At 64.8% G+C, this 20,227-nt stretch carries 15 protein-coding genes and 1 tRNA gene; 7 read left to right on the top strand and 9 right to left on the bottom strand.

Features of this window, described 5'->3' with window-relative positions; translation table 11 throughout:
* Positions 1-84 precede the first annotated feature (84 nt).
* On the top strand, positions 85-402 hold the full coding sequence (locus FRF71_RS15760; RefSeq protein WP_147088824.1) for a PilZ domain-containing protein: 318 nt from the start codon (positions 85-87) through the stop codon (positions 400-402).
* Between the two features lie 29 nt (positions 403-431).
* Here FRF71_RS15760 and FRF71_RS01130 read toward each other — a convergent pair whose 3' ends face one another.
* Both FRF71_RS01130 and typA read right to left on the bottom strand, forming a co-directional pair.
* Positions 432-2,225, bottom strand: coding sequence for a DEAD/DEAH box helicase (locus FRF71_RS01130; RefSeq protein ID WP_147088823.1), 1,794 nt, complete (start codon positions 2,223-2,225; stop codon positions 432-434).
* A gap of 5 nt (positions 2,226-2,230) precedes the next feature.
* Positions 2,231-4,060, bottom strand: a complete 1,830-nt coding sequence (gene typA, locus FRF71_RS01125) for a translational GTPase TypA (RefSeq protein ID WP_147088822.1) — start codon at positions 4,058-4,060, stop codon at positions 2,231-2,233.
* A gap of 152 nt (positions 4,061-4,212) precedes the next feature.
* On the opposite strand from typA, the gene FRF71_RS01120 reads away from it, so the two are divergent.
* From FRF71_RS01120 to FRF71_RS01105, 4 genes are all read left to right on the top strand, one after another.
* A complete protein-coding gene (locus tag FRF71_RS01120; RefSeq protein ID WP_147088821.1) occupies positions 4,213-6,849 on the top strand; it encodes a TonB-dependent receptor in 2,637 nt (878 codons plus the stop codon).
* Between the two features lie 122 nt (positions 6,850-6,971).
* Positions 6,972-9,944: a M16 family metallopeptidase gene (locus FRF71_RS01115; RefSeq protein ID WP_147088820.1), complete on the top strand. Its 2,973-nt coding sequence runs from the start codon at positions 6,972-6,974 to the stop codon at positions 9,942-9,944.
* 96 nt (positions 9,945-10,040) lie between these two features.
* Complete coding sequence (locus tag FRF71_RS01110) at positions 10,041-11,414, top strand: class II 3-deoxy-7-phosphoheptulonate synthase (RefSeq protein ID WP_147088819.1); 1,374 nt, start codon at positions 10,041-10,043, stop codon at positions 11,412-11,414.
* Positions 11,411-12,097 (top strand): spermidine synthase, encoded by a 687-nt coding sequence (locus FRF71_RS01105; RefSeq protein ID WP_147088818.1) that lies wholly within the window; start codon positions 11,411-11,413, stop codon positions 12,095-12,097. Before FRF71_RS01110 ends, FRF71_RS01105 begins: the two co-directional genes overlap by 4 nt.
* Here FRF71_RS01105 and FRF71_RS01100 read toward each other — a convergent pair.
* The 4 genes from FRF71_RS01100 to yghU form a co-directional block, all read right to left on the bottom strand.
* Complete coding sequence (locus tag FRF71_RS01100; protein WP_147088817.1) at positions 12,094-13,068, bottom strand: quinone oxidoreductase family protein; 975 nt, start codon at positions 13,066-13,068, stop codon at positions 12,094-12,096. The two genes, FRF71_RS01105 and FRF71_RS01100, sit on opposite strands and share 4 nt — an antisense overlap.
* Before the next feature lie 20 nt (positions 13,069-13,088).
* Entirely contained in the window at positions 13,089-14,282 is a 1,194-nt protein-coding gene (locus tag FRF71_RS01095) for an acyl-CoA dehydrogenase family protein (protein ID WP_147088816.1), read from the bottom strand.
* Positions 14,283-14,338: 56 nt separating this feature from the next.
* Positions 14,339-14,413, bottom strand: a tRNA-Gln gene (locus tag FRF71_RS01090).
* 45 nt (positions 14,414-14,458) lie between these two features.
* Complete coding sequence (yghU, locus tag FRF71_RS01085; protein ID WP_147088815.1) at positions 14,459-15,304, bottom strand: glutathione-dependent disulfide-bond oxidoreductase; 846 nt, start codon at positions 15,302-15,304, stop codon at positions 14,459-14,461.
* A gap of 129 nt (positions 15,305-15,433) precedes the next feature.
* Between yghU and FRF71_RS01080 the strand changes: the two genes are divergently transcribed.
* Together FRF71_RS01080 and FRF71_RS01075 are read left to right on the top strand one after the other, a co-directional pair.
* A complete protein-coding gene (locus FRF71_RS01080) occupies positions 15,434-15,853 on the top strand; it encodes a hypothetical protein (RefSeq protein WP_147088814.1) in 420 nt (139 codons plus the stop codon).
* Between the two features lie 229 nt (positions 15,854-16,082).
* A complete protein-coding gene (locus tag FRF71_RS01075; RefSeq protein WP_147088813.1) occupies positions 16,083-17,135 on the top strand; it encodes an aspartate-semialdehyde dehydrogenase in 1,053 nt (350 codons plus the stop codon).
* A gap of 9 nt (positions 17,136-17,144) precedes the next feature.
* On the opposite strand, the gene FRF71_RS01070 is transcribed toward FRF71_RS01075, so the two are convergent.
* From FRF71_RS01070 to FRF71_RS01060, 3 genes are read right to left on the bottom strand one after another with little or no spacing between them, the layout of a single operon-like run.
* Positions 17,145-17,525: a copper resistance protein CopC gene (locus FRF71_RS01070; protein WP_147088812.1), complete on the bottom strand. Its 381-nt coding sequence runs from the start codon at positions 17,523-17,525 to the stop codon at positions 17,145-17,147.
* Between the two features lie 14 nt (positions 17,526-17,539).
* The gene (locus FRF71_RS01065) at positions 17,540-18,445 is read right to left on the bottom strand and encodes a copper resistance protein B (protein WP_238339325.1); all 906 of its coding nucleotides are present in this window, start codon (positions 18,443-18,445) and stop codon (positions 17,540-17,542) included.
* Entirely contained in the window at positions 18,442-20,184 is a 1,743-nt protein-coding gene (locus tag FRF71_RS01060) for a copper resistance system multicopper oxidase (protein ID WP_147088811.1), read from the bottom strand. The genes FRF71_RS01065 and FRF71_RS01060 overlap by 4 nt, the downstream gene beginning before the upstream one ends.
* Between the last annotated feature and the right edge of the window lie 43 nt (positions 20,185-20,227).

Raw genomic sequence — 20,227 nt, 5'->3', positions numbered from 1 at the left:
AACAGAAAAGAACAATTAAGCATTCGTGAACTGTGAATTCAGCATTTTACCGGAAGTCTGTTTCATACACGAAAGACAGCTTCAATGCTTCACTCGCGGAGTTCCAAAGTCCTTGGTTCGGGCGCTCGGCTATGCCGAAGTCGCCGGGCGATGTTCGTGGAGATCGATACCGGCGAAAGCGGTTTGATCCGAGCAGTGACCAGCAATCTTTCCCGCGGAGGTCTTGCGGCAATCGGCGATAACGCCATGCAGCCGGGCGATCACGTCTTGCTTCGCTTTGGCAATGGACCGCAACGTGCGGCGACTGTGGTATGGCGAAAAGGCCGCCGGACAGGCTTCAAGTTCGATCGCGAACTGGACCTGCCCGATCAGCTGGACTTGAACCTTCAGCAGCACAGCTGACGCCAACGCAACCGGCCATACAGCGCTCGTCAGCCAGGCCTGGGGCCCTTGCGGTGCGGCTTGGGTTTGCCCTTGAACGGCGCCCGCCCGCCGCCAGGGCGGGGACCCCGATCGTTGGCCCGAGAGCCGGGCTCGGCTCGCGGCCGGTTCTCTCTTGCTGCGTCGCGCGGGGTTTCGGGGGAGAGGTCTATAGTGATCCCGCTCTCGTCTTCGCTGCCGGGATTGGCAGTGCGAGCGACTGCAGCGCGGAACTTGGCTTCGATCGCGCGGGGGATCTGGAAGAAGGTCTCGTTCGCGGCGATGCGGATCGCGCCGATCTCAGTGCGGGTCACGTGGCCGCGGCGGCACAGCAGCGGCAGCAGCCAGCGTGGATCAGCATTGTGGCGCCGGCCGATGTCCATGCGGAACCAGACCGTATCATCAAACCCTTCGCGGTGATGGACCGGACGGGCCTGGCCATCGGGCTTGGTCCGCGCCGACAGGTCGATCAGTTCTTCGGGCTCGGGCAGGCGGCTGGCGTGCGCGCGGACGAGAGCGAGCGCCAGTTCTTCCGGGCCCATCGTGGCGAGCAGTCGGCCCGCCAGTTCGCTTTCGGCCTCACTCGGCTCGATCGGCGCGGTCAGCGTGGCGATCAGGCGTTCATGGTCCTGGGCGCGGATTTGTTCGGGGCCGGGGACGTCCATCCATTGCGCGTCGATCCGCGCACCGCGCAGCATCATCTCTACCCGGCGGCGGCGCGGGTAGGGGACAATCAGGACAGCAGTGCCCTTCTTGCCCGCCCGGCCAGTACGGCCAGAGCGGTGCTGAAGCGCTTCGGCATCACGCGGGATTTCGACGTGGATGACGAGGCTGAGCGAGGCGATGTCGATGCCGCGGGCGGCAACGTCAGTCGCGACGCAAACCCGGGCGCGCTTGTCGCGCAGCGCCTGCAGCGCCTGGTTGCGCTCGTTCTGGCTGTGCTCGCCGGAGAGCGCGACGGCTGCGAAGCCGCGCTCGACCAGGGTGGCGTGGAGGTGACGGACATTGTCACGCGTGGCGCAGAACAGCATCGCCGTTTCCGCTTCGTGAAAGCGCAGCAGGTTGACCACCGCGTTCTCAATGTCGGAGGGCGAGACTGTGACGGCCTGGTAGGCGATGTCGCCATGGCCCTGCTCGTCGCCGACGGTCGAAATGCGTAGGGCCTCGTGCTGATAGCGCTTGGCCAGGGCAACGATCGGCTTGGGCAGGGTGGCCGAGAACAGCAGGGTGCGGCGGTTCGCGGGCGTTGCGTCGAGCAGCTCCTCGAGGTCTTCGCGGAAGCCCATGTCGAGCATCTCGTCGGCCTCATCGAGCACCACGAAGCTAAGCGCGGACAGGTCCAGCGCGCCGCGTTCCAGGTGATCGCGCAGACGGCCCGGGGTGCCGACCACGAAATGCGCGCCCTGGTAGAGCGCGCGGCGTTCGCGCGACGGGTCCATGCCGCCAACACAGGTGGTGACGGTGGCGCCGGTCCCGGCGAACAGCCAGGTCAGCTCGCGGCTGACCTGAAGCGCCAGTTCGCGGGTCGGGGCGACAATCAGGGCCAGCGGCGCTGCTGCGCGGGGCAACTGGTCATCAGCCAGCAGCGCGGCGCCCATCGCGAGCCCGAAGGCGACGGTTTTGCCCGAGCCGGTTCGGGCCGAGACGACAAGGTCGCGGCCCAGGGCCTCGGGCTCGATCACGGCAGCCTGGACGGCAGTGAGATCAGCGTAGCCCCGCGCGGTTAACGCGGCGGCAAGCGGAGCGGGAAGGGCGGCGAATGGCGCGGCTGACGCTGCACCAGGCAGCGAGCCTGATTGTGCCATAGGAGTTACGCCATTTCCTTCTTGCGCGACGCCTTCTTGCGCTCGTGCGGATCGAGGATCGCTTTGCGCAGACGGATCGACTGCGGGGTGACTTCGACCATTTCGTCGTCGTCGATGTAGGCGATGGCCTGTTCCAGCGTCATGATCCGGGGCGGGGTGAGGCGGATCGCGTCATCCTTGCCGGTCGAGCGGAAGTTGGTCAGCTGCTTCGACTTCATCGGGTTGACTTCAAGATCTTCGGGCTTGGCGTTCTCGCCGATGATCATGCCCTCATAGATCTTGTCCTGCGGACGCACGAACAGCACGCCGCGGTCTTCCAGGCTGTTGAGAGCATATCCGACGGCTTCCCCGGCGCAGTTCGAGATCAGCACGCCGTTCTGGCGGCCCTCGATCGGACCCTTGTAGGGGCCGTACTTCTCGAACAGGCGGTTCATGATCCCGGTGCCGCGCGTGTCGGACAGGAATTCGCCGTGGTAGCCGATCAGGCCGCGCGACGGTGCCGAGAAGGTGATGCGGGTCTTGCCGCCGCCCGACGGGCGCATGTCGGTCATTTCCGCCTTGCGCAGCGCCATCTTGTCGATGACCGTGCCCGAGTGTTCGTCGTCCACGTCGATCACAACGGTTTCGTAAGGCTCGGTGCGCTGGCCGCCATCTTCGCGGAACAGCACGCGCGGGCGGCTGATGCCAAGCTCGAAGCCTTCGCGGCGCATCGTTTCGATCAGCACGCCCAGCTGAAGTTCGCCGCGGCCGGCCACTTCGAAGCTGTCCTTGTCGGCAGATTCGGTCACACGGATCGCAACGTTCGATTCCGCTTCGCGGAACAGGCGGTCGCGGATCATCCGGCTGGTTACCTTGCTACCTTCGCGGCCGGCCATCGGGCTGTCATTGACGGCGAAGCGCATCGACAGGGTCGGCGGGTCAATCGGCTGGGCATGCAGCGGTTCGGTGACCGAAGGATCGCAGATGGTGTTGGCAACGGTTGCTTCGGTTAGGCCGGCGATCGAGATGATGTCACCGGCGCGGGCTTCGTCGACGGGGACGCGCTCAAGACCACGGAAGGCCATCAGCTTGGAGGCGCGGCCGCTTTCGACAATCTTGCCCTCCGAATCCAGTGCGTGGATCGGCGAGTTGACCTTGACCGTGCCCGACTGAACCTTGCCGGTCAGGATGCGGCCGAGGAAGTTGTCGCGATCAAGCAGGGTCACGAGGAACTTGAACTCGCCATCGACGTCGGCCGCCGGGGCGGGGACGTGGTCCACGATCTTCTCGAAAAGCGGGGTCAGGGTGCCTTCGCGCAGGGTGGGGTCTTCGTTGGCATAGCCGTTGCGGCCCGAGGCGTAGAGCACGGGGAAGTCGAGCTGGTCGTCGCTGGCGTCGAGGCTGACGAATAGGTCGAACACTTCGTCCAGCACTTCCTGAATGCGCTCGTCCGGGCGGTCGATCTTGTTGACGACGACGATGGGGCGCAGCCCGAGGGCTAGCGCCTTGCCCGTGACGAACTTGGTTTGCGGCATCGCGCCTTCTGAACTGTCGACCAGCAGGATCACGCCGTCGACCATGCTCAGGATGCGCTCAACCTCACCGCCAAAGTCGGCGTGGCCGGGGGTATCGACGATGTTGATACGCGTGCCGTTCCATTCGACCGAGGTGCACTTGGCCAGAATGGTGATCCCGCGCTCCTTTTCGAGGTCGTTCGAATCCATTGCCCGTTCTTCAACGCGCTGGTTGTCACGGAAGGTACCGGACTGGCGGAAAAGCTGGTCAACCAGCGTGGTCTTGCCGTGGTCAACGTGGGCGATAATGGCGATATTGCGCAGCGGCAGCGGGGCGGACATTCTGGCGGGCTTTCGATTGAGGCGGGGCGGCGATTTTGCTGCGCCGCAACATTTACTGGCGCGCCCCTAGCCGAAAGGGGGCTTCCGGGCAAGTGAATCGGTATCTTGTGCGGTATTGGTATTTTGTTTCGTTGCGGCTAGAGGCGCGGGCCATGAGAAAGCATCTTATTCGCGCCCTGCTGCTTGGCGCTGCCGCCCTTCCCGCAACTGCCTATGCTCAGGAAGCTCAGGTCGAAGAGGAGGCGCAGCCCGCCCCCGACGCGCCCGAGGCCGCTGAAGGCGAAGGCAACGAGATCGTCGTTACTGCGACCAAGCGTGAGCAGACGCTGCAGGACGTGCCGGTGGCCGTATCTGTGACCACTGCCGAAACGATCGAACGTGCCCAGATCCGCGATCTGAAGGACCTGCAGACCCTCGTTCCGGCGCTGCGCGTCACGCAGCTCCAGTCCAGCGCCAACACCAACTTCATTATCCGCGGCTTCGGCAACGGGGCCAACAATCCCGGCATCGAACCCTCGGTCGGCGTGTTCGTCGACGGCGTCTATCGCAGCCGCACTGCCGCCCAGATCGGCGACCTACCCGATGTCCAGCGCGTCGAAGTGCTGCGCGGCCCGCAGTCGACCCTGTTCGGCAAGAACGCCAGCGCCGGCGTGATTTCGATGGTCACCCGCGAGCCCTCGTTCAAGTTCAAAGGCAGCGTCGAAGCCAGCTATGGCAACTATGACGCCTTGGTTCTCAAGGGCTATGTCACCGGCCCGCTGACCGAGAATATCGCCGCCAGTGTCGCGGCTGGGATCAACAAGCGCGATGGCTACGTCACCGACCTTGGCTACAATGGCAAGGCCAACGAGCGTGACCGCTGGTTCGTGCGCGGCCAGCTGAAGTTCGAACCCAGCGATGCGCTGAAGGTTCGCCTGATCGCCGATTACGACAAGATCGATGAAGTCTGCTGCGCCGTCGTCAACGTTCGCCGTTCGGGCGCGACTACCGCGATCGAGGCGATTGGCGGCCGGGTCAACAATTCGGCCACGCCGTTCGCCGACGTGGCCTATACGAACTTCCCGTCATCGAACAAGATTGAGAACTGGGGTCTGTCGGGCCAGGTCGATTACCAGGTCGGCCCGCTCAAGCTGACCTCGATCACCGCCTATCGCAACAGCTCGAGCCTGACCAACCAGGACTCCGACTTCACCAGCGCCGACCTGATCGGCCAGAACGTTGGCGATGTGGACATCGGCACCTTCACGCAGGAACTGCGTCTGAACGCCAACTTCCTCGACATGTTCGACCTGATGGTGGGCGGGTTCTTCTTTGACGAGAACGTCAAGTACAAGAACACGCTGACCTATGGCACACAGTTCCGCCCCTATGTGAACCTGCTTTCGGGCGGTGCGGTGACCCAGCTTGAAACGCTGGTCCTGGGTGTTCCGGTGAACACCTTCCAGCGCGCCGGGCAGGGCATGTTCGATGACCTGCGGATGGACAACCAGGCCTGGTCGATCTTTGGCAACTTCGATGTCAAGCTGGGCAACAAGCTGACCCTGACGCTGGGCGGCAACTACACCAAGGACCGCAAGGACGTTGTGACCAACACCGTCAGCACCGATACCTTCTCGGCGCTGGACTTTGTGGCGATCGGCGGCGGCGTGATCCGCAACACGGTGATCGCGCAGCAGGTCGGCACGGCGCTTGGCCTGGGTGCTCCGGCCAATGCGACCCAGATTGGCGGGTTCGCCGTGGCCCAGCCGGCGATCTACAGCGCGATCGTCAGCGGTGCGACCACCTTCGCCAACGCCAACGCGACCAACCCGGCGGTCAATCCGCTGCTCGGCCTGCGTCCGCTGCAGTTCCTGCCGCCGTTCCTCAATATTCCGAACGCGGTAGAGAACGGGCAGACCCGCGACGGCAAGTGGACCTGGACCGCGCGCCTCGCCTGGGAGATCACCGATACGGTCAACACCTACCTGTCCTATGCGACCGGCTTCAAGGCGAGCTCGTTCAACCTCTCGCGCGATAGCCGTCCGCTGGCCAGCGATCTGGCTGCTCTGCGCACCGCCGGGCTGACCGTGCCGAACCTGACCACCGGTTCGCGCTATGCCGGGCCCGAAAATGCCGAAGTGTTCGAACTCGGCATCAAGGCCAACTGGGGCATTGCCAGCGCCAACCTGACGCTGTTCAAGCAGACCATCACGGGCTTCCAGTCGAACGTCTTCACCGGCACCGGCTTTGCCCTGGCCAATGCCGGCAAGCAGTCGACCTATGGCATAGAGTTCGATGGCATGGTCAAGCCGACCGAGGAGCTCAGCCTCAACCTGTCGCTGGTCTACCTCGATCCGAAGTATGACAGCTTCGCCGCATCCGCCGTGGGTGACCTGTCGGGCACCCGTCCGGCCGGGATCCCGGGGCTGTCGACCACGATCGGGGCGCAGTGGAACAAGGAACTGGGCAATGGTGACCGCGTGATCCTGCGCGGTGACTGGCACTACGAATCCGAAGTGCAGATTGCCGAAGGCCTTCCAGCCTTTATCCAGCGCAATGCCCTGGGCCAGGTGACTTCCTACCAGCCGGCCTTCGACGCGGCGCGCCCGTTCACCCGTGAGGTGAGCGAGATCAACGCTTCGCTCAGCTATGTGATGATGAACGGGATCGAGTTCAGCCTGTGGGGCCGCAACCTCACCAACAACCGCTACCTGGTGCAGATCTTCGACTCGGTCGCGCAGTCGGGTTCGGTTTCGGCCTATCCGAACCAGCCGCGCACCTATGGGGCGACGGTCCGCTTCAAGTGGTAAGCTGACCTGCAATTCGAACCAGCGAAGGGGGCGGGCAACCGCCCCCTTTTGCGTTTTGGGAACAAGCAGGTTGCACAGGCTATTCACTGGCCCTTCACCTTTGCGGGGCCTATAGCCAAACCATGCGATCTTCGTTCCGCGCGCTGCGCCGCCTCGCCTTTGTAGTTCCATTGCTGGCCCTGGGCGTCCAGCCGATTGCTGCCCAGAGCAGTGCCGCCAAGTCCAAACCAGCCGCCGCCGCCCCCGCCAAACCTGCGGCCACCGGTCCATGGCTCTATCGCGGCAGCGACGTACCGCAGGACAAGGAATGGGTGTTTGGCGAACTGCCCAACGGCGTGCGCTATGCCGTGCGCAAGAACGGGGTGCCGCCGGGCCAGGTCGCGATCAGAGTGCGGATGGATGTTGGATCCCTGCACGAGGAAGAGAGCGAACGCGGCTTTGCCCATTTGCTCGAACACCTCGTGTTCCGCCAGTCGCGTTATCTGGCCGAAGGGGCGGCAATCCCAACCTGGCAGCGGCTGGGCGCAACCTTCGGCAGTGATACCAATGCCGAGACCAGCCCGGTCTCGACGACCTTCAAGCTTGATCTGCCCAACGCCACCCCGGCCAAGCTTGATGAATCACTGAAGCTGCTTTCGGGCATGATGATCGCCCCAGCGCTGACCGAGGCCAATATCCGCACCGAAGTGCCGATCGTCCTCGCGGAAAAGCGCGAGCGCGGAGGGCTGGCCGAGCGGGTCGCCGATGCGACCACGCAGACCCTCTTTGCCGGGCAGCGTATGGCGATGCGCCCGGTAATCGGCACGACCGAAACCTTGCAGGCCGCCAATCACGCTTCGGTCCGCGCCTTCCATTCGCGCTGGTATCGACCTGACAATGCCGTGATCATCGTCGTTGGCGATATCGAGACCGCGCAAATCGAAGCGATGGTGCGCCAGCATTTCGCCGATTGGCCGGCTATCGGCAAGCGCACCCCAGCGCCTACCTTCGGTGATCCGATCGCCCCCAAGGGCAGCAATCCGGCCAACCCGATCGGCCAGACCCGCGTGGTGGTCGAGCCCGACTTGCCGCGCGGCCTGACCTATGCCGTGATGCGCCCGTGGCGGCCGGTGCAGGATACGATCGCCTACAATCAGGGGATCATGCTGGATTCGCTGGCCCAGGCGATCATCAACCGACGGCTTGAAGCCCGGGCGCGAGCCGGAGGCAGCTTCCTGTTCGCGCAGGTCAACCAGGAAAAGGTCAGCCAGTCAGCCGATGCAACCTTTGTCTCGGTCACCCCGCTTGACGAAAATTGGACCAGATCGCTGAAGGAAGTGCGCGGCGTGATTGCCGATGCGCTCGCCACTCCACCCAGCGATGACGAAATCGAGCGTGAGGTGGCAGAGTTCAACGTCGCTTTCGAAAGCTCGGTCGAGCAGCGCCGCCTGTTGGCCGGAGCCAAGCTGGCCGATGACATGGTCACGGCGCTCGACATTCGCGAGACCATTGCTTCGCCCGAGACCGTGCTGGAAATTTTCAACAGCTCGCGCAATCTGTTTACGCCGCAAGCGGTCCTCGAGCACACGCGCCGGCTGTTCAAAGGCGTCGTGACCCGCGCGGTTTATGTGACGCCCAAGGCGGACGAGGCTCAAGCGGCGTCACTGGCGGCCGCGCTGGCCGCCCCTGCTGTGGCCGATCCCAAGGCGCGGCCCGGCGGTAAGCCGATCTCCTTTGCCGAAATGCCGGCCATTGGCGCACCGGGCAAGTTGGTCAGCAGCGGTTCGGCCGGGATCCTCGGGATCGAGCAGCTGGAGTTCGCCAATGGCGTCAAGGTCCTGTTATGGCCAACCACCGATGAGCCGGGCCGCGTCTCGGTCAAGGTCCGGTTCGGGGCCGGTTTCCGCGCCTTCAGCGCGGGCGATGCAGCCTATATTGCGCTTGGCGACATGGCGCTGGTCGGTTCGGGCCAGGGTCAGCTTGGCCAGGAAGAGCTCGATCGGATCAGCACGGGCCGCAAGATGGGCTATGACTTCGCGATCCAGGACGCCTCGTTCCAGTTTTCGGCCGATACGCGCTCAAGTGACATGGCCGACCAGCTGTTCCTTTTTGCGCAGAAGTTCGCCCAGCCGCGCTGGGATAGCGGACCAGTACTGCGGGCCAAGGCGGCGGCACGGCTGCGTTATGAAAGCTTCTCGGCCTCGCCGCAGGGTGTACTGGAACGCGATCTGGAGTTCCTGCTGCGCGGGCGCGATCCGCGTTTCCGCACGCCGACCCCGCAAGAGGTTGAGGCCGCAACCCCTGAAGGCTTCCGCCAGGTTTGGCAGCCGATCCTCGAACAGGGGCCGATCGAAGTCCAGCTGTTCGGCGACTTTACGCGCGACCAGGCCGTGGCGGCCCTTGAACGCAGCTTTGGTGCCCTCGCGCCGCGGCCAGCCTATGCCGCGCCGCTTCAGCCGGCCCGGGTCCCCACCCTGCCGCCGTCGGGCGTGCCGGTGACGCTAGACCACCGCGGCGATCCAACCCAGGCCGCTGCGCTGATCAGTTGGCCTACTGGCGGCGGCATGGCCAGCATCACGGAGAGCCGACAGCTCGTGATCCTTTCAGACCTGTTCCAGAACCGGCTGATGGACGCGATGCGCGAGAAGCTGGGCGCGGCCTATGCGCCGCAAGTTCAGAATAGCTGGCCGCAGGACCTGGAGAACGGCGGGTCGCTGACCGCCATGGCCCAGCTTTCGCCCAAGGCTGTCCCGGAATTCTTCAAGGCGGCCGAGCAGATCGCGGCCGATCTCGTCGCCCAGCCACCCAGCGCCGACGAGTTGGAGCGGGTGATCGAGCCGCTGCGCCAGCAGATTTCGCGCGCCAGCACCAGCAGCAGCTTCTTCATGTACCAGCTGGAAGGGGCAACGAGCGAGCCCGCCAAATTTGCCGGACTGCGGACCTTGCTCTCTGACTATACCCGCGCCACGCCGGAGCAGATGCAGGCGCTCGCGCGCAAGTATCTGCAGCCCGGGCGCTCGTGGCGGGCGCAAATCATGCCGCAGGGTGCTGCCGTGGCCAGCGCTGCGGCCCGCCCCTCCAAGCCCCTCGCCCCAGCGCCTGCCGAAGGGCGATAGGCGACATATTGTTTCCCGATTTGGCTGATCGGCTTTTCGTCTTTTGCAATTGCGAACCGACGGCGCTATGGCGCGCGCTCGCAAAGGAGCAGAGCAGTGGCAAGTAACTGGACCCCCGAAAGCTGGCAATCGCGCGAAGCCCGGCACCTGCCGGTCTATCCCGACGCGGCCGCGCTCGGCAAAGTAACGGACACACTCACCACCTTTCCGCCGCTGGTCTTTGCGGGTGAGGCGCGCGCGCTGAAGGCCGATCTGGCCCAGGTCGCAGCGGGCAAGGGCTTCCTGCTGCAGGGCGGGGACTGCGCCGAAAGCTTTGCCGAATTCCATCCGAACAACATCCGCGATACCTTCCGCGTGCTGCTGCAGATGGCAGTTGTGCTGACCTTTGCCAGCAAGCAGCCGGTGATCAAGGTTGGCCGTCTGGCCGGTCAGTTCGCCAAGCCGCGGTCCTCGCCAGTCGAAGTGATCGATGGCGTCGAACTGCCGAGCTACCTGGGTGACAACATCAACGGGATCGAATTCACGCCCGAAGCCCGCATTCCCAATCCGCAGCGTCTGCTCCAGGCCTATTCGCAGTCGGCGGCGACGCTCAACCTCGTGCGCGCTTTCTCGACCGGCGGCTATGCCAACCTACGCCAGGTCCACCAGTGGACGCTCGATTTCATGGGCCGCTCGCCCTGGGCCGAGAAGTTCGCCGAAGTCAGCACCCGGATCGGCGAGGCGCTGGACTTCATGGAAGCCTGCGGGATCGATCCGCGCACCGTACCGCAGCTGCAAGGCACCAGCTTCTACACCAGCCACGAGGCGCTGCACCTGCCCTATGAGCAGGCGATGACCCGGCAGGATTCGCTAACTGGCGATTGGTACGATACCTCGGCCCACATGCTGTGGATCGGTGACCGGACCCGGTTCGAAGGGTCGGCCCACGTCGAATACCTGCGCGGGGTCGGCAATCCGATCGGCTTCAAGTGCGGGCCCAGCCTCGCGCCTGACGAACTGCTGCGCCAGCTGGATGTACTCAATCCTGGCCGCGAAGCGGGCCGCATCACGCTGATCAGCCGCTTTGGCGATGACAAGGTTGAAGCTGGCCTTGCTCCGCTGGTCCGCGCGGTGAAGCGCGAAGGGCACCCGGTGGTCTGGTCGTGCGATCCGATGCACGGGAACGTCATCAAGGCCAACAGCGGTTACAAGACCCGCCCGTTCGATCGCATCCTCAATGAGGTGCGCGGCTTCTTTGCCGTCCACCGCGCCGAAGGCACCCATGCTGGCGGCATTCACATCGAGATGACCGGGCAGGACGTGACCGAGTGCGTCGGCGGGGCCGTGGCGATCAGTTCCGAAACGCTGGCTGATCGCTACCACACCCATTGCGATCCGCGGCTCAACGCCGCCCAGTCGCTGGAACTGGCCTTCCTGCTGGCCGACATGCTCAACGCCGAAGCCGGCGAACGCGCCCAGCGCGCGGCGTGATCGCGCGCGAGCTGCTTGGCAGCGCCCAAGTGCCCGGCGGCGAGGAGCTCAAGCTCTTCGCCCATGGTCGCGATTTCATGATCGTGATGGGCCACAACGAGCTGATGAGCACCCGCATGCGCGGCTCGGAAGAAGCGCTGGCGACGATGACGCTCGACCGGCTCAAAGGTCGCTCCGCGCCCAACCTGCTGATCGGCGGCTATGGCATGGGCTTTACCCTGCGCGCAGCGCTGGCCCGGCTGGGGCCGCAGGGCCGCGTAACTGTGGCCGAACTGGTGCCGGAGATCATTCAGTGGGCGCGCGGGCCGATGGCTGAGGTTGCGGCCGGTTGCCTCGACGAACCGCGCGTGCGGTTGGTGATGGACGATGTTGGCGATGCCATCCTGCTCGCGCCCGAGCCGTTCGATGCAATCCTGCTCGATGTCGACAACGGCCCGGACGGGCTGGTCCGGCCGGAGAACAACCGGCTCTACGGCAAGGCCGGCTTGCACAACGCCCGCAAGGCGCTTGCCCCCGGCGGTGTCCTGGCGATCTGGTCGGCCGAACGCGATGACAAGTTCGTCCGCCGTATGGAAAGCGTCGGCTTCGCGGTCGAGGAAGTCGAAGTCCGCGCCCGCTACGACGCCGAGGGCAAGGGCAAGGGACCCCGCCACGTCATCTGGTTTGCAACCTACGACAGTTAGGGCAGCAGCAGCGTCGATCCCGTTGTCTTGCGGGCTTCGAGATCGCGGTGGGCCTGGGCCGCATCGGTCAGGGCATAGGTCTGGCCGATCGTGACGGTCAGCTTGCCGCTGGCGACCATGTCCCACAGCTTGGCTGCGCCCGACAGGGCATCGGCCGGCTCGCGCCAGTAATCGAACAGCGTCATGCGGGTCACGAACAGTGAGCCATGCGCAGCCAGGACGCCCAGGTTCACGCCAGTCACCGGGCCGCTGGCATTGCCAAAGCTGACGATCATGCCGCGCCGCCGGACCGACTTGAGCGAAGCCTCCCAGGTCGCCGCACCAACCCCGTCATAGCTCACCGCCACGCCAACCCCATCGGTGGCCGCACGGACTTTGTCGGCCAGTTCCGGATCGCTGGTCAGCAGCACCAGTTCGGCACCGGCCTGCTTGGCCAGGTCGATCTTGTCGGCACTGCCAACCGTGCCGATCACGCGCACGCCGCGCGCCTTCAGCCACTGGACCAGCAGGAGCCCGACACCGCCCGCAGCGGCCGGGACCAGCGCCCACTCGCCTGCGGCAAGCGGGGCGCAGCGCTCAGCCAAGGCTTCGACCGTCGCACCCTTGAGCAGGACTGCCGCAGCGGTCTTGGAATCGACGCCATCGGGTACCGGGAACAGGTCCGTCTCTTTCAGGATGCGGGCGCTGGCATAGGCGCCCGGGCCGGTAAAGCTGGCGACGCGCTGGCCGGGGGCGACCCGCGTCACGCCTTCGCCTACGGCTTCGACCACGCCGGCGGCTTCCATGCCGAGCCCGCTAGGCATCGGCTGGGGGTAAAGCCCGGTGCGGTGATAGGTATCGATGAAGTTCAGCCCGACCGCCTCCTGCCGAACCAGCACTTCTCCGGGTCCAGGGGCGGGCAAGTCCACCGTGCGCCACTGGATCACTTCGGGGCCGCCGGTCTGCTCGAAGTAGGCCTGAACTGCTTGCATCTCTGAACTCCTTTTGGCGTTTATGCCTGGGCTTCGCGCCAGTCGCGGCGAACCTTTTTGGCGAGGCTCCATTTGTGGACCTCGGTCGGGCCGTCATAGATGCGGAAGGCCCGGACTTCGCGGAAGACCTGTTCTACGATCGTCTTGTCGGTCACCCCGGTCCCGCCCATCACCTGGACGCAGCGGTCGGCGATCCGCATCAGCGCTTCGGACACGGCAACCTTGGCCATCGAGCTTTCAGTCGTACCCAGGCTGCCGGTGTCAAGCACCCCCGCGCACCAGTCGATCATCAGTTCGGCCTGTTTGATGTCGATCAGGTTCTCGGCCAGCATGAAGCCGACGCCTTCGTGTTCGATCAGCGCCTTGCCGAAGGCCATGCGGCGACAGGCATAGTCGCTGGCAATCTCATGCGCGCGGATGCAGCAGCCGAGCCAGCGCATGCAGTGCGAGAGGCGCGCCGGGGACAGGCGGACCTGGGCATATTTGAACCCGTCGCCGGGCTCGCCCAGCATCTGGCTGGCAGGGACACGCAGGTTGTCGATCGTGACAGTGGCATGGCTGCCGGGCATCGAGCTATCGATCGTGTTGGGCACGTCATCAATCCGGATTGCGGGATCGGGCAGGTCGACCAGGAACATGCAGGCGCCGCCGTCTTCGGCCTTGGCCATGACAATGCCCACGCTTGCTCCGTCCGCGCCGGTGATGAAAGTCTTGCGACCGTTGATGACCCAGTGGTTGCCGTCCTGGCGGCAGGTGGTGAGCATCATTGACGGGTCAGACCCGGCGCCGTTGTCGTCCGAGGGTTCGGTCATAAAGAAGGCGCTGCGGGCGCGGCCTTCGACGAGCGGTTTCAGGAAGTGGTCTTTCTGCTCCTCGGTCGCCTTGTGGCCCAGCAGGTACATGTTGCCCTCGTCTGGCGCCATGGTGTTGCAGGCCAGCGGGCCTAGTGGCGAAAGGCCCGACTTGATCAGCACCAGCGCCGTTTCGCGCTGGGTCATGTGACTGCCATCGGCCAGGATATGCGGAGTGAGCACGCCCGCCGCACGGGCGTGTTCGCGCATCTCATAGACCAGTTCGTCCAATGGCGCGCCGTGGTGGTCGCGGCGTGGATCGCGTTCGTAGGGGACCACGACATCGCGGACGAAGGACTCGACACGGTCGGCGATTGCGACGGCGCGTGGAGACGGGTTCAGGCTGAGTTCGATTCTGGACATGACGGGTCCCTTAGGTTGGCCCGGCGATCGCGCGAACTGGCATAATGCGCAAGGAATGGCTGGGGCGGAAGGATTCGAACCTTCGCATGCCGGTACCAAAAACCGGTGCCTTACCGCTTGGCTACGCCCCAGCAACCGCGCGGCCTTTAGCACGCCGCGCGGCAGAGGGAAGGGGGCTATTGCGCTTCGGTCAGTTTATCGAAATCGGCGGCTGAATGGCGCTCGATCAGGCCGGTTGCGACATTGACCTTCTGCCCGCGCTTCACTGCCGGGCGGGCCAGGATTTCCTCAACCCAGCGACCGACATTGGTGTATTCGTGGAGCGACAGGAAGTTGGCGGCATCGTTATAGGCGAACCCGCGATAGAGCAGGCCGAACCAGGCATAGACCGCCATATCGGCGATCGTGTATTCGTCCCCCGCCAGGAACCGAGCCTCCGCCAGCCGCTTGTCGGCCACGTCGAACAGCCGCTTGGTTTCCATGGCATAGCGATCGATCGCATATTCGATCTTGATCGGGGCATAGGCATAGAAGTGGCCGAAGCCCCCGCCGATGAATGGTGCACTGCCCATCTGCCACATCAGCCAGGACAGGCATTCGGCGCGACCCTTGGCGTCGGTTGGGATGAAGGCACCGAACTTCTCGGCCAGGTGCAGCATCATCGCGCCGCTTTCGAACAGTCGGATCGGTTCGGGGCCAGAGCGGTCGAGCAGGGCGGGGATCTTGGAATTGGGATTGATCGCGACAAAGCCTGATCCGAACTGGTCACCTTCGCCAATGTTGATCAACCAGGCATCGTATTCTGCGCCGCTATGGCCGGCCTCCAGCAGTTCCTCGAACAGGATCGTGACCTTCTGGCCGTTGGGCGTGCCGAGCGAATAGAGCTGGAACGGGTGCTCGCCGACCGGCAGTTCCTTCTCATGCGTCGCGCCCGAGATCGGCCGGTTGATCTTGGCGAACCTGCCGCCGCTTTCCTTGTCCCAGGTCCAGACTTTGGGCGGGGTATATTCGGCATCGGCCATCGCGGGGCACCTTTCGTTTCAATCTGCGAGCGGAAGGTGGCGGCGATGCCCTACAAGCGCAAGTGCGGGACCGGCAATCTCTTTGCTGCTTTTACTTTCCGTTAAGCAAGATCAACTAAACCTTTCGGCATGGCTTCGCTCGCGTTCAACTTCTTCCGCTCGTCGCGCCCCTCGCCGGTCCAACCGCCAGAGCTGGTCGCCGCCGATGCGGCTGCGCTGCGGGACATGTCGCTGGAGATCCCGCGCAAGTGGCGGATGCTGGACGCGCTGACCGCCGAGCTGGGGCAGATCGCCGGGGTGCCGACCATCGTCAAGCGGCCCGAGCAGCAGTTCTTCCCGATTGCGGCGGAACTGGCCGGCGGCGAACTGCGCGATGCGATTTCCGCCGAACTGACGGACCTCATCGACCTGCTTGAACCCGCGGTAGAGGTTTTCAGCCAAGCCCCCAGGCTCAGCCAGGGTGACCTCAACATGGTCCATAACCTGCTGGAACAGGTTACCGCCGTGCGCATGCGGATGCTGGCCGCGATCCCTCCGGCCGAAGCCTGAGCTTCACTTAGCCCGTTTACATTGCAGTGCAGCACGGCTAGGGGCGCCTCCATGCTGATGGCCATTACCAAGCCGATTACCATTAAACCGACTCGCGGCAGCGGGGCGGTTCGTGGTGCGCGCTGGACAACGGCGTAACCCAAACGAACCAAGCCCCGCGCAGGTTGCGGGGTTCTTCATCAGCAAGCGCCAGAACCCCGCAACTCCCGCAAAGACTGGAGATGTGAAGATGGTGCAGAGATTTTCCGAAGGACAGCAGCTCAACGTCGGCGTGGTCGGCGCAACCGGCCTGGTCGGCTCGATGATGCGCGAATTGCTGGCTGAGCGGAACTTCCCGGTTGGCACACTGCGGCTGTTCGCCTCGGCCCGCTCGGCCGGCAAGCAGGTTGATTTCAATGGCCAGCTAGTGACGGTCGAAGATGCCGAAACCGCTGACTATGCGGGGCTCGACCTGGTCTTCTTCTCCGCCGGTGGGTCGACCTCGAAGGTCCTGGCGCCAAAAGTGGCCGCAGCGGGTCCGATCGTGATCGACAACAGCTCGGCCTGGCGCAGCGATCCGGATGTGCCGTTGGTGGTCGCCGAAGTGAACCCCGATGCCCTCGCCAATATGCCCAAGGGCATCGTTGCGAACCCCAATTGCACCACTATGGCCGTCATGCCGGTGCTGAAGCCGCTGCACGACGAGGCAGGCCTGAAGCGGCTCATCGCCTCGACCTATCAGGCGGTGTCGGGTGCGGGGGTGGCCGGGATCGAAATCCTTGCCAAGCAGCTTGCTTATGTCGGTGATCGCGCGGCCGAACTAGCCCGCAATGGCCAGGCGGATTGTCTCCCTCCCGCAGAGAAGTGGGCCGCGCCGATCGCGCACAACATCGCCCCGCTCAACTACGTTCTGGGCGAGGATGACTATACCGAGGAAGAGCTCAAGCTGCGCGACGAAAGCCGCAAGATCCTCGATATTCCGGGTCTGCCGGTTTCCGGCACCTGCGTGCGCGTACCGGTCTTCACTGGCCATGGCATCTCGGTCAATGCCGAGTTCGAACGACCGATCTCGGCCGCTCGCGCGCTGGAACTGCTTGAGGCAGCGCCCGGCGTTGTCGTGACCGCAGCTCCGGATTCTCTCGCAGCAACAGGCATCGACCCGGTGCTGGTCGGCCGTGTCCGCCCAGATCGCTCGGTCGAACACGGCCTCGCCTTGTTCGTGGTGGGCGACAACCTGCGCAAGGGTGCCGCGCTCAACGCCGTGCAGATCGCTGAGGTGCTCTGCGGCCGCCCTGTGAAGTGATCTTGGCTGTTACTTGACCTTGAAGGTTAGCTTCCCGGCCATCTTGTGACCATCGGCGCCAGTCGACTGCCACCGCGCCTCATAGGTGCCGGTGCGCAGCGGCTGGCGCAGGTTGAGCGTCAGCGTCTTGTTGCCGTTCGACCAGGCTGGGACGAAGTTCTTGATCGGCATGATCCCGTGGTTGGCGTGGCCTGGCATCGCAGTCATGACCAGCTCAACCCCGGTCTTGGCGGGTAGCAGCGTGTCGGAGAAGTTCAGCACCACGGTTTTGGGCGCAGCGGCGGTGCTGCCTTCGGCCGGGCTGGCGCTGGCGACCTTGACGTGGGCGAGCGCAGGGGCCGACAGGGTCAGTGCGGCAGCTGTGAGGAGGGTGGGGAGGCGAAACGACATGAGGTTACTCCTAATCAAAACCAGAACCGGACGCCCATGACCACGCTGGTCACGCTCGGGTCCTCGCCCGCCAGGCGGGCATAACGGGCGCTGTCGCCCAGTCTCCAGCCCTGTTCGATCCCGATGTAGGGGGCGAATTCGGGCACGATCTCATAGCGCAGCCGCAAGCCGGCCTCGATCTTGTCCACCCCGGCACCGACCTTGCGGGCCGGATTGTCCTGCGCGGCCAGACTGACTTCGACCCGCGGCTGCAGGATCAGTTTTTGGGTAATCCGCTGGTCGACCTCAGCCTCGATCCGGGCAGTCAGGTCGCCGCGCTGGGAAAGGAACAGCGCGGCGTCGATTTCGAACAGGTAGGGTGCCAGGCCCTGGATCCCGACCACGGCATGGGTATCGGTCTCACCCGCCAGATCCTGCCTGACGCCAACCTGCAAATCCCAGAACGGTGCGACCGCCCTGGACCACAGCGCCTGAACCTCGGCGTCCTCAACCTCCTCGCCCAGCGCGGCTTCGCCCTCGCTTTTCAGCCAAAGCTTGCTGGTGGGGTTACCGTAATAGCCCTGAACATCCCACAACAGGCCATCGTGGCCCTGCCGCGCCTGGTATTCAAGCCGGTCGGCCTGAAGCCAGGTGGTCACCGTGCTGCCATGCTCCCGCTTCAAGGCGGCGCGCGATGGCGCCATGGCCTCGGCTCCCCAGATCGCATCGGCAGCCCGCGGCGGACCGGAGCCTGCCTCTTCGGGCGGAGGCAGTTCCATCGTCGGGCCGGGCGAGGGATCGACTGGCTCGGGCTGAGGTTCCCCAACGGGCTGCGGCATCTGGTGGCCCGCGTGCGGATCGTGGCCTTCGTGGCTCTGCGCGACGACAGGTGTAGCCAGCGGCAGCGCGGCGAGCGCGGTCAGGAGCGCAAGCCGGCTCACTTCGCGCCCTCCGGACCCATGACGGTGACGATCTGCATCATCCCGCCGTGCATGTGGTAGAGCAGGTGGCAGTGGAAGACCCAGTCGCCTGGCTCGTTGGCGGTCAGGTCAAAGGTCGCGCTCGCGCCCGGCTGGACGGTGACCACGTTCTTGCGCGGCTGGAAGGCGGGCGACTGGCCGTTGACCAGTTCGAAGAACATCCCATGCAGGTGGATCGGGTGGGCCATCATGGTGTTGTTGACCAGCTTGACCCGGACCCGTTCGTTCCAGGCAAAGCGGATCGGCACGTCGCTGACGGCGTTGAACATGTGCCCGTCGAACGACCACATGTAGCGCTCCATATTGCCGGTGAGGTGCAGTTCGAGCAGCCGGCTCGGTTCGCGGGTGTCCCTGTTGGGGGTCAGAGCCGCAAGGTCGCGATAGGTCAGCACGCGGTGGCCGGCATCGCGCAGGCCGATGCCGGGATCGCCCTGCTTGTCCTCTGGCGCCATCGAGACCATGTCGATCCCCGGGCCGATCTTCACGTCGGGCGGCAGCAGGCTGATGTCGCGCATCGGCATGCCGTCCATGCTGGTGCTGGACTTGCCAGCGCCGCCGTGATCGTGCCGGCCATCTCCGTGGTTCATGCCCATATCGGCCATGGTCAGCAGCGGGGGCTGGCGCAGCGGCGGCACCGGCGCGCGCAGGCCGGGCGTAGTGGTGAGCGTGGCGAGCGCCATGCCGGACCGGTCCATCGATTCGCACACGATCGAAAAGGCATTGCCATCCGGCTCGACCAGCAGGTCATAGGTCTCGGCCACGGCGATCTGCAGTTCCTCGACTGTCACCGGCTTCACCGCCTGGCCATCGGCCGCCACGACCGTGAGCTTGAGGCCCGGAATGCGGACATTGAAGAAGGTCATGGCCGATCCGTTGATCAGCCGCAGCCGCACCCGCTCTCCCCGGCGGAACAGGAATTCCGGCCCAGTCTGCGCCGGCAGGCCATTGGCGAGGTAAGTATAGGTGGGCGCGCTGACATCGGCGATGTCGGTCGGCGGCATTCGCATCTGCGCCCACATCCGCCGCTCGGCGCCAGTCATCGGGTAGTCGTCGGTCCAGGTGGTCTTCTGGCGGTTGAAATAGCCTTCGCCGGTGCGCAGCCGGTCAAAGATCTGGTGCGGGTGCATCGCGGTGAACTCGCTCAGCAGCAGCACGAATTCGCGGTCAGACTGGATCGGATCGGGCTCGGCCGAATCGACGATCAGCGGACCATAGTGGCCGGACTGTTCCTGCAGACCCGAATGGCTGTGGTACCAATAGGTGCCCGACTGGCGCAGCGGGAACTTGTAAGTGAAGGTCTCACCCGGCTTGATGCCCGGAAAGCTGACGCCGGGTACGCCATCGAACTGGAACGGCAACAGCAGCCCATGCCAGTGGATCGAGGTGTCCTCATGCAGGCGGTTGGTGACCCGCAATGTGACCTCGTCACCTTCCTTCAGCCGCAGCAGCGGGCCCGGCACCGTGCCGTTGACCGCCACGCCGAGCCCGCGCCGTCCCGCCACTTCGCGCAGGCCATCGGCGACAGTCAGATCGATTTCCTTGCCGGTCAGCACGCCGAAGCCGGCCGGGATAAGCGGCCCTTTGGGCATCCGGTGGCCACCATGACTCATCCCGTGCCCTTGCGCCCAGGCGGGCAAGGGGGCGAGGGCGAGCCCGGCTCCGGTGGCAGTCAGGAAGCGACGGCGGGAAAGCGACACGATACGGCTCCGGTTGACGATCGGCCCGCGCTATCTATATACCCCC

The sequence above is a fragment of the Novosphingobium ginsenosidimutans genome, from assembly GCF_007954425.1.
In the GTDB taxonomy this organism is placed as follows: domain Bacteria; phylum Pseudomonadota; class Alphaproteobacteria; order Sphingomonadales; family Sphingomonadaceae; genus Novosphingobium; species Novosphingobium ginsenosidimutans.
This window is presented reverse-complemented; position numbering and strand designations above follow the sequence as displayed.

Coding starts and splice junctions, on each gene's coding strand:
- FRF71_RS15760 (WP_147088824.1), top strand. CDS start 85: ATGCTTCACTCGCGGAGTTCCAAAGTCCTTGGTTCGGGCGCTCGGCTA.
- FRF71_RS01130 (WP_147088823.1), bottom strand. CDS start 2,225: ATGGCACAATCAGGCTCGCTGCCTGGTGCAGCGTCAGCCGCGCCATTC.
- typA (WP_147088822.1), bottom strand. CDS start 4,060: ATGTCCGCCCCGCTGCCGCTGCGCAATATCGCCATTATCGCCCACGTT.
- FRF71_RS01120 (WP_147088821.1), top strand. CDS start 4,213: ATGAGAAAGCATCTTATTCGCGCCCTGCTGCTTGGCGCTGCCGCCCTT.
- FRF71_RS01115 (WP_147088820.1), top strand. CDS start 6,972: ATGCGATCTTCGTTCCGCGCGCTGCGCCGCCTCGCCTTTGTAGTTCCA.
- FRF71_RS01100 (WP_147088817.1), bottom strand. CDS start 13,068: ATGCAAGCAGTTCAGGCCTACTTCGAGCAGACCGGCGGCCCCGAAGTG.
- FRF71_RS01095 (WP_147088816.1), bottom strand. CDS start 14,282: ATGTCCAGAATCGAACTCAGCCTGAACCCGTCTCCACGCGCCGTCGCA.
- yghU (WP_147088815.1), bottom strand. CDS start 15,304: ATGGCCGATGCCGAATATACCCCGCCCAAAGTCTGGACCTGGGACAAG.
- FRF71_RS01080 (WP_147088814.1), top strand. CDS start 15,434: ATGGCTTCGCTCGCGTTCAACTTCTTCCGCTCGTCGCGCCCCTCGCCG.
- FRF71_RS01075 (WP_147088813.1), top strand. CDS start 16,083: ATGGTGCAGAGATTTTCCGAAGGACAGCAGCTCAACGTCGGCGTGGTC.
- FRF71_RS01070 (WP_147088812.1), bottom strand. CDS start 17,525: ATGTCGTTTCGCCTCCCCACCCTCCTCACAGCTGCCGCACTGACCCTG.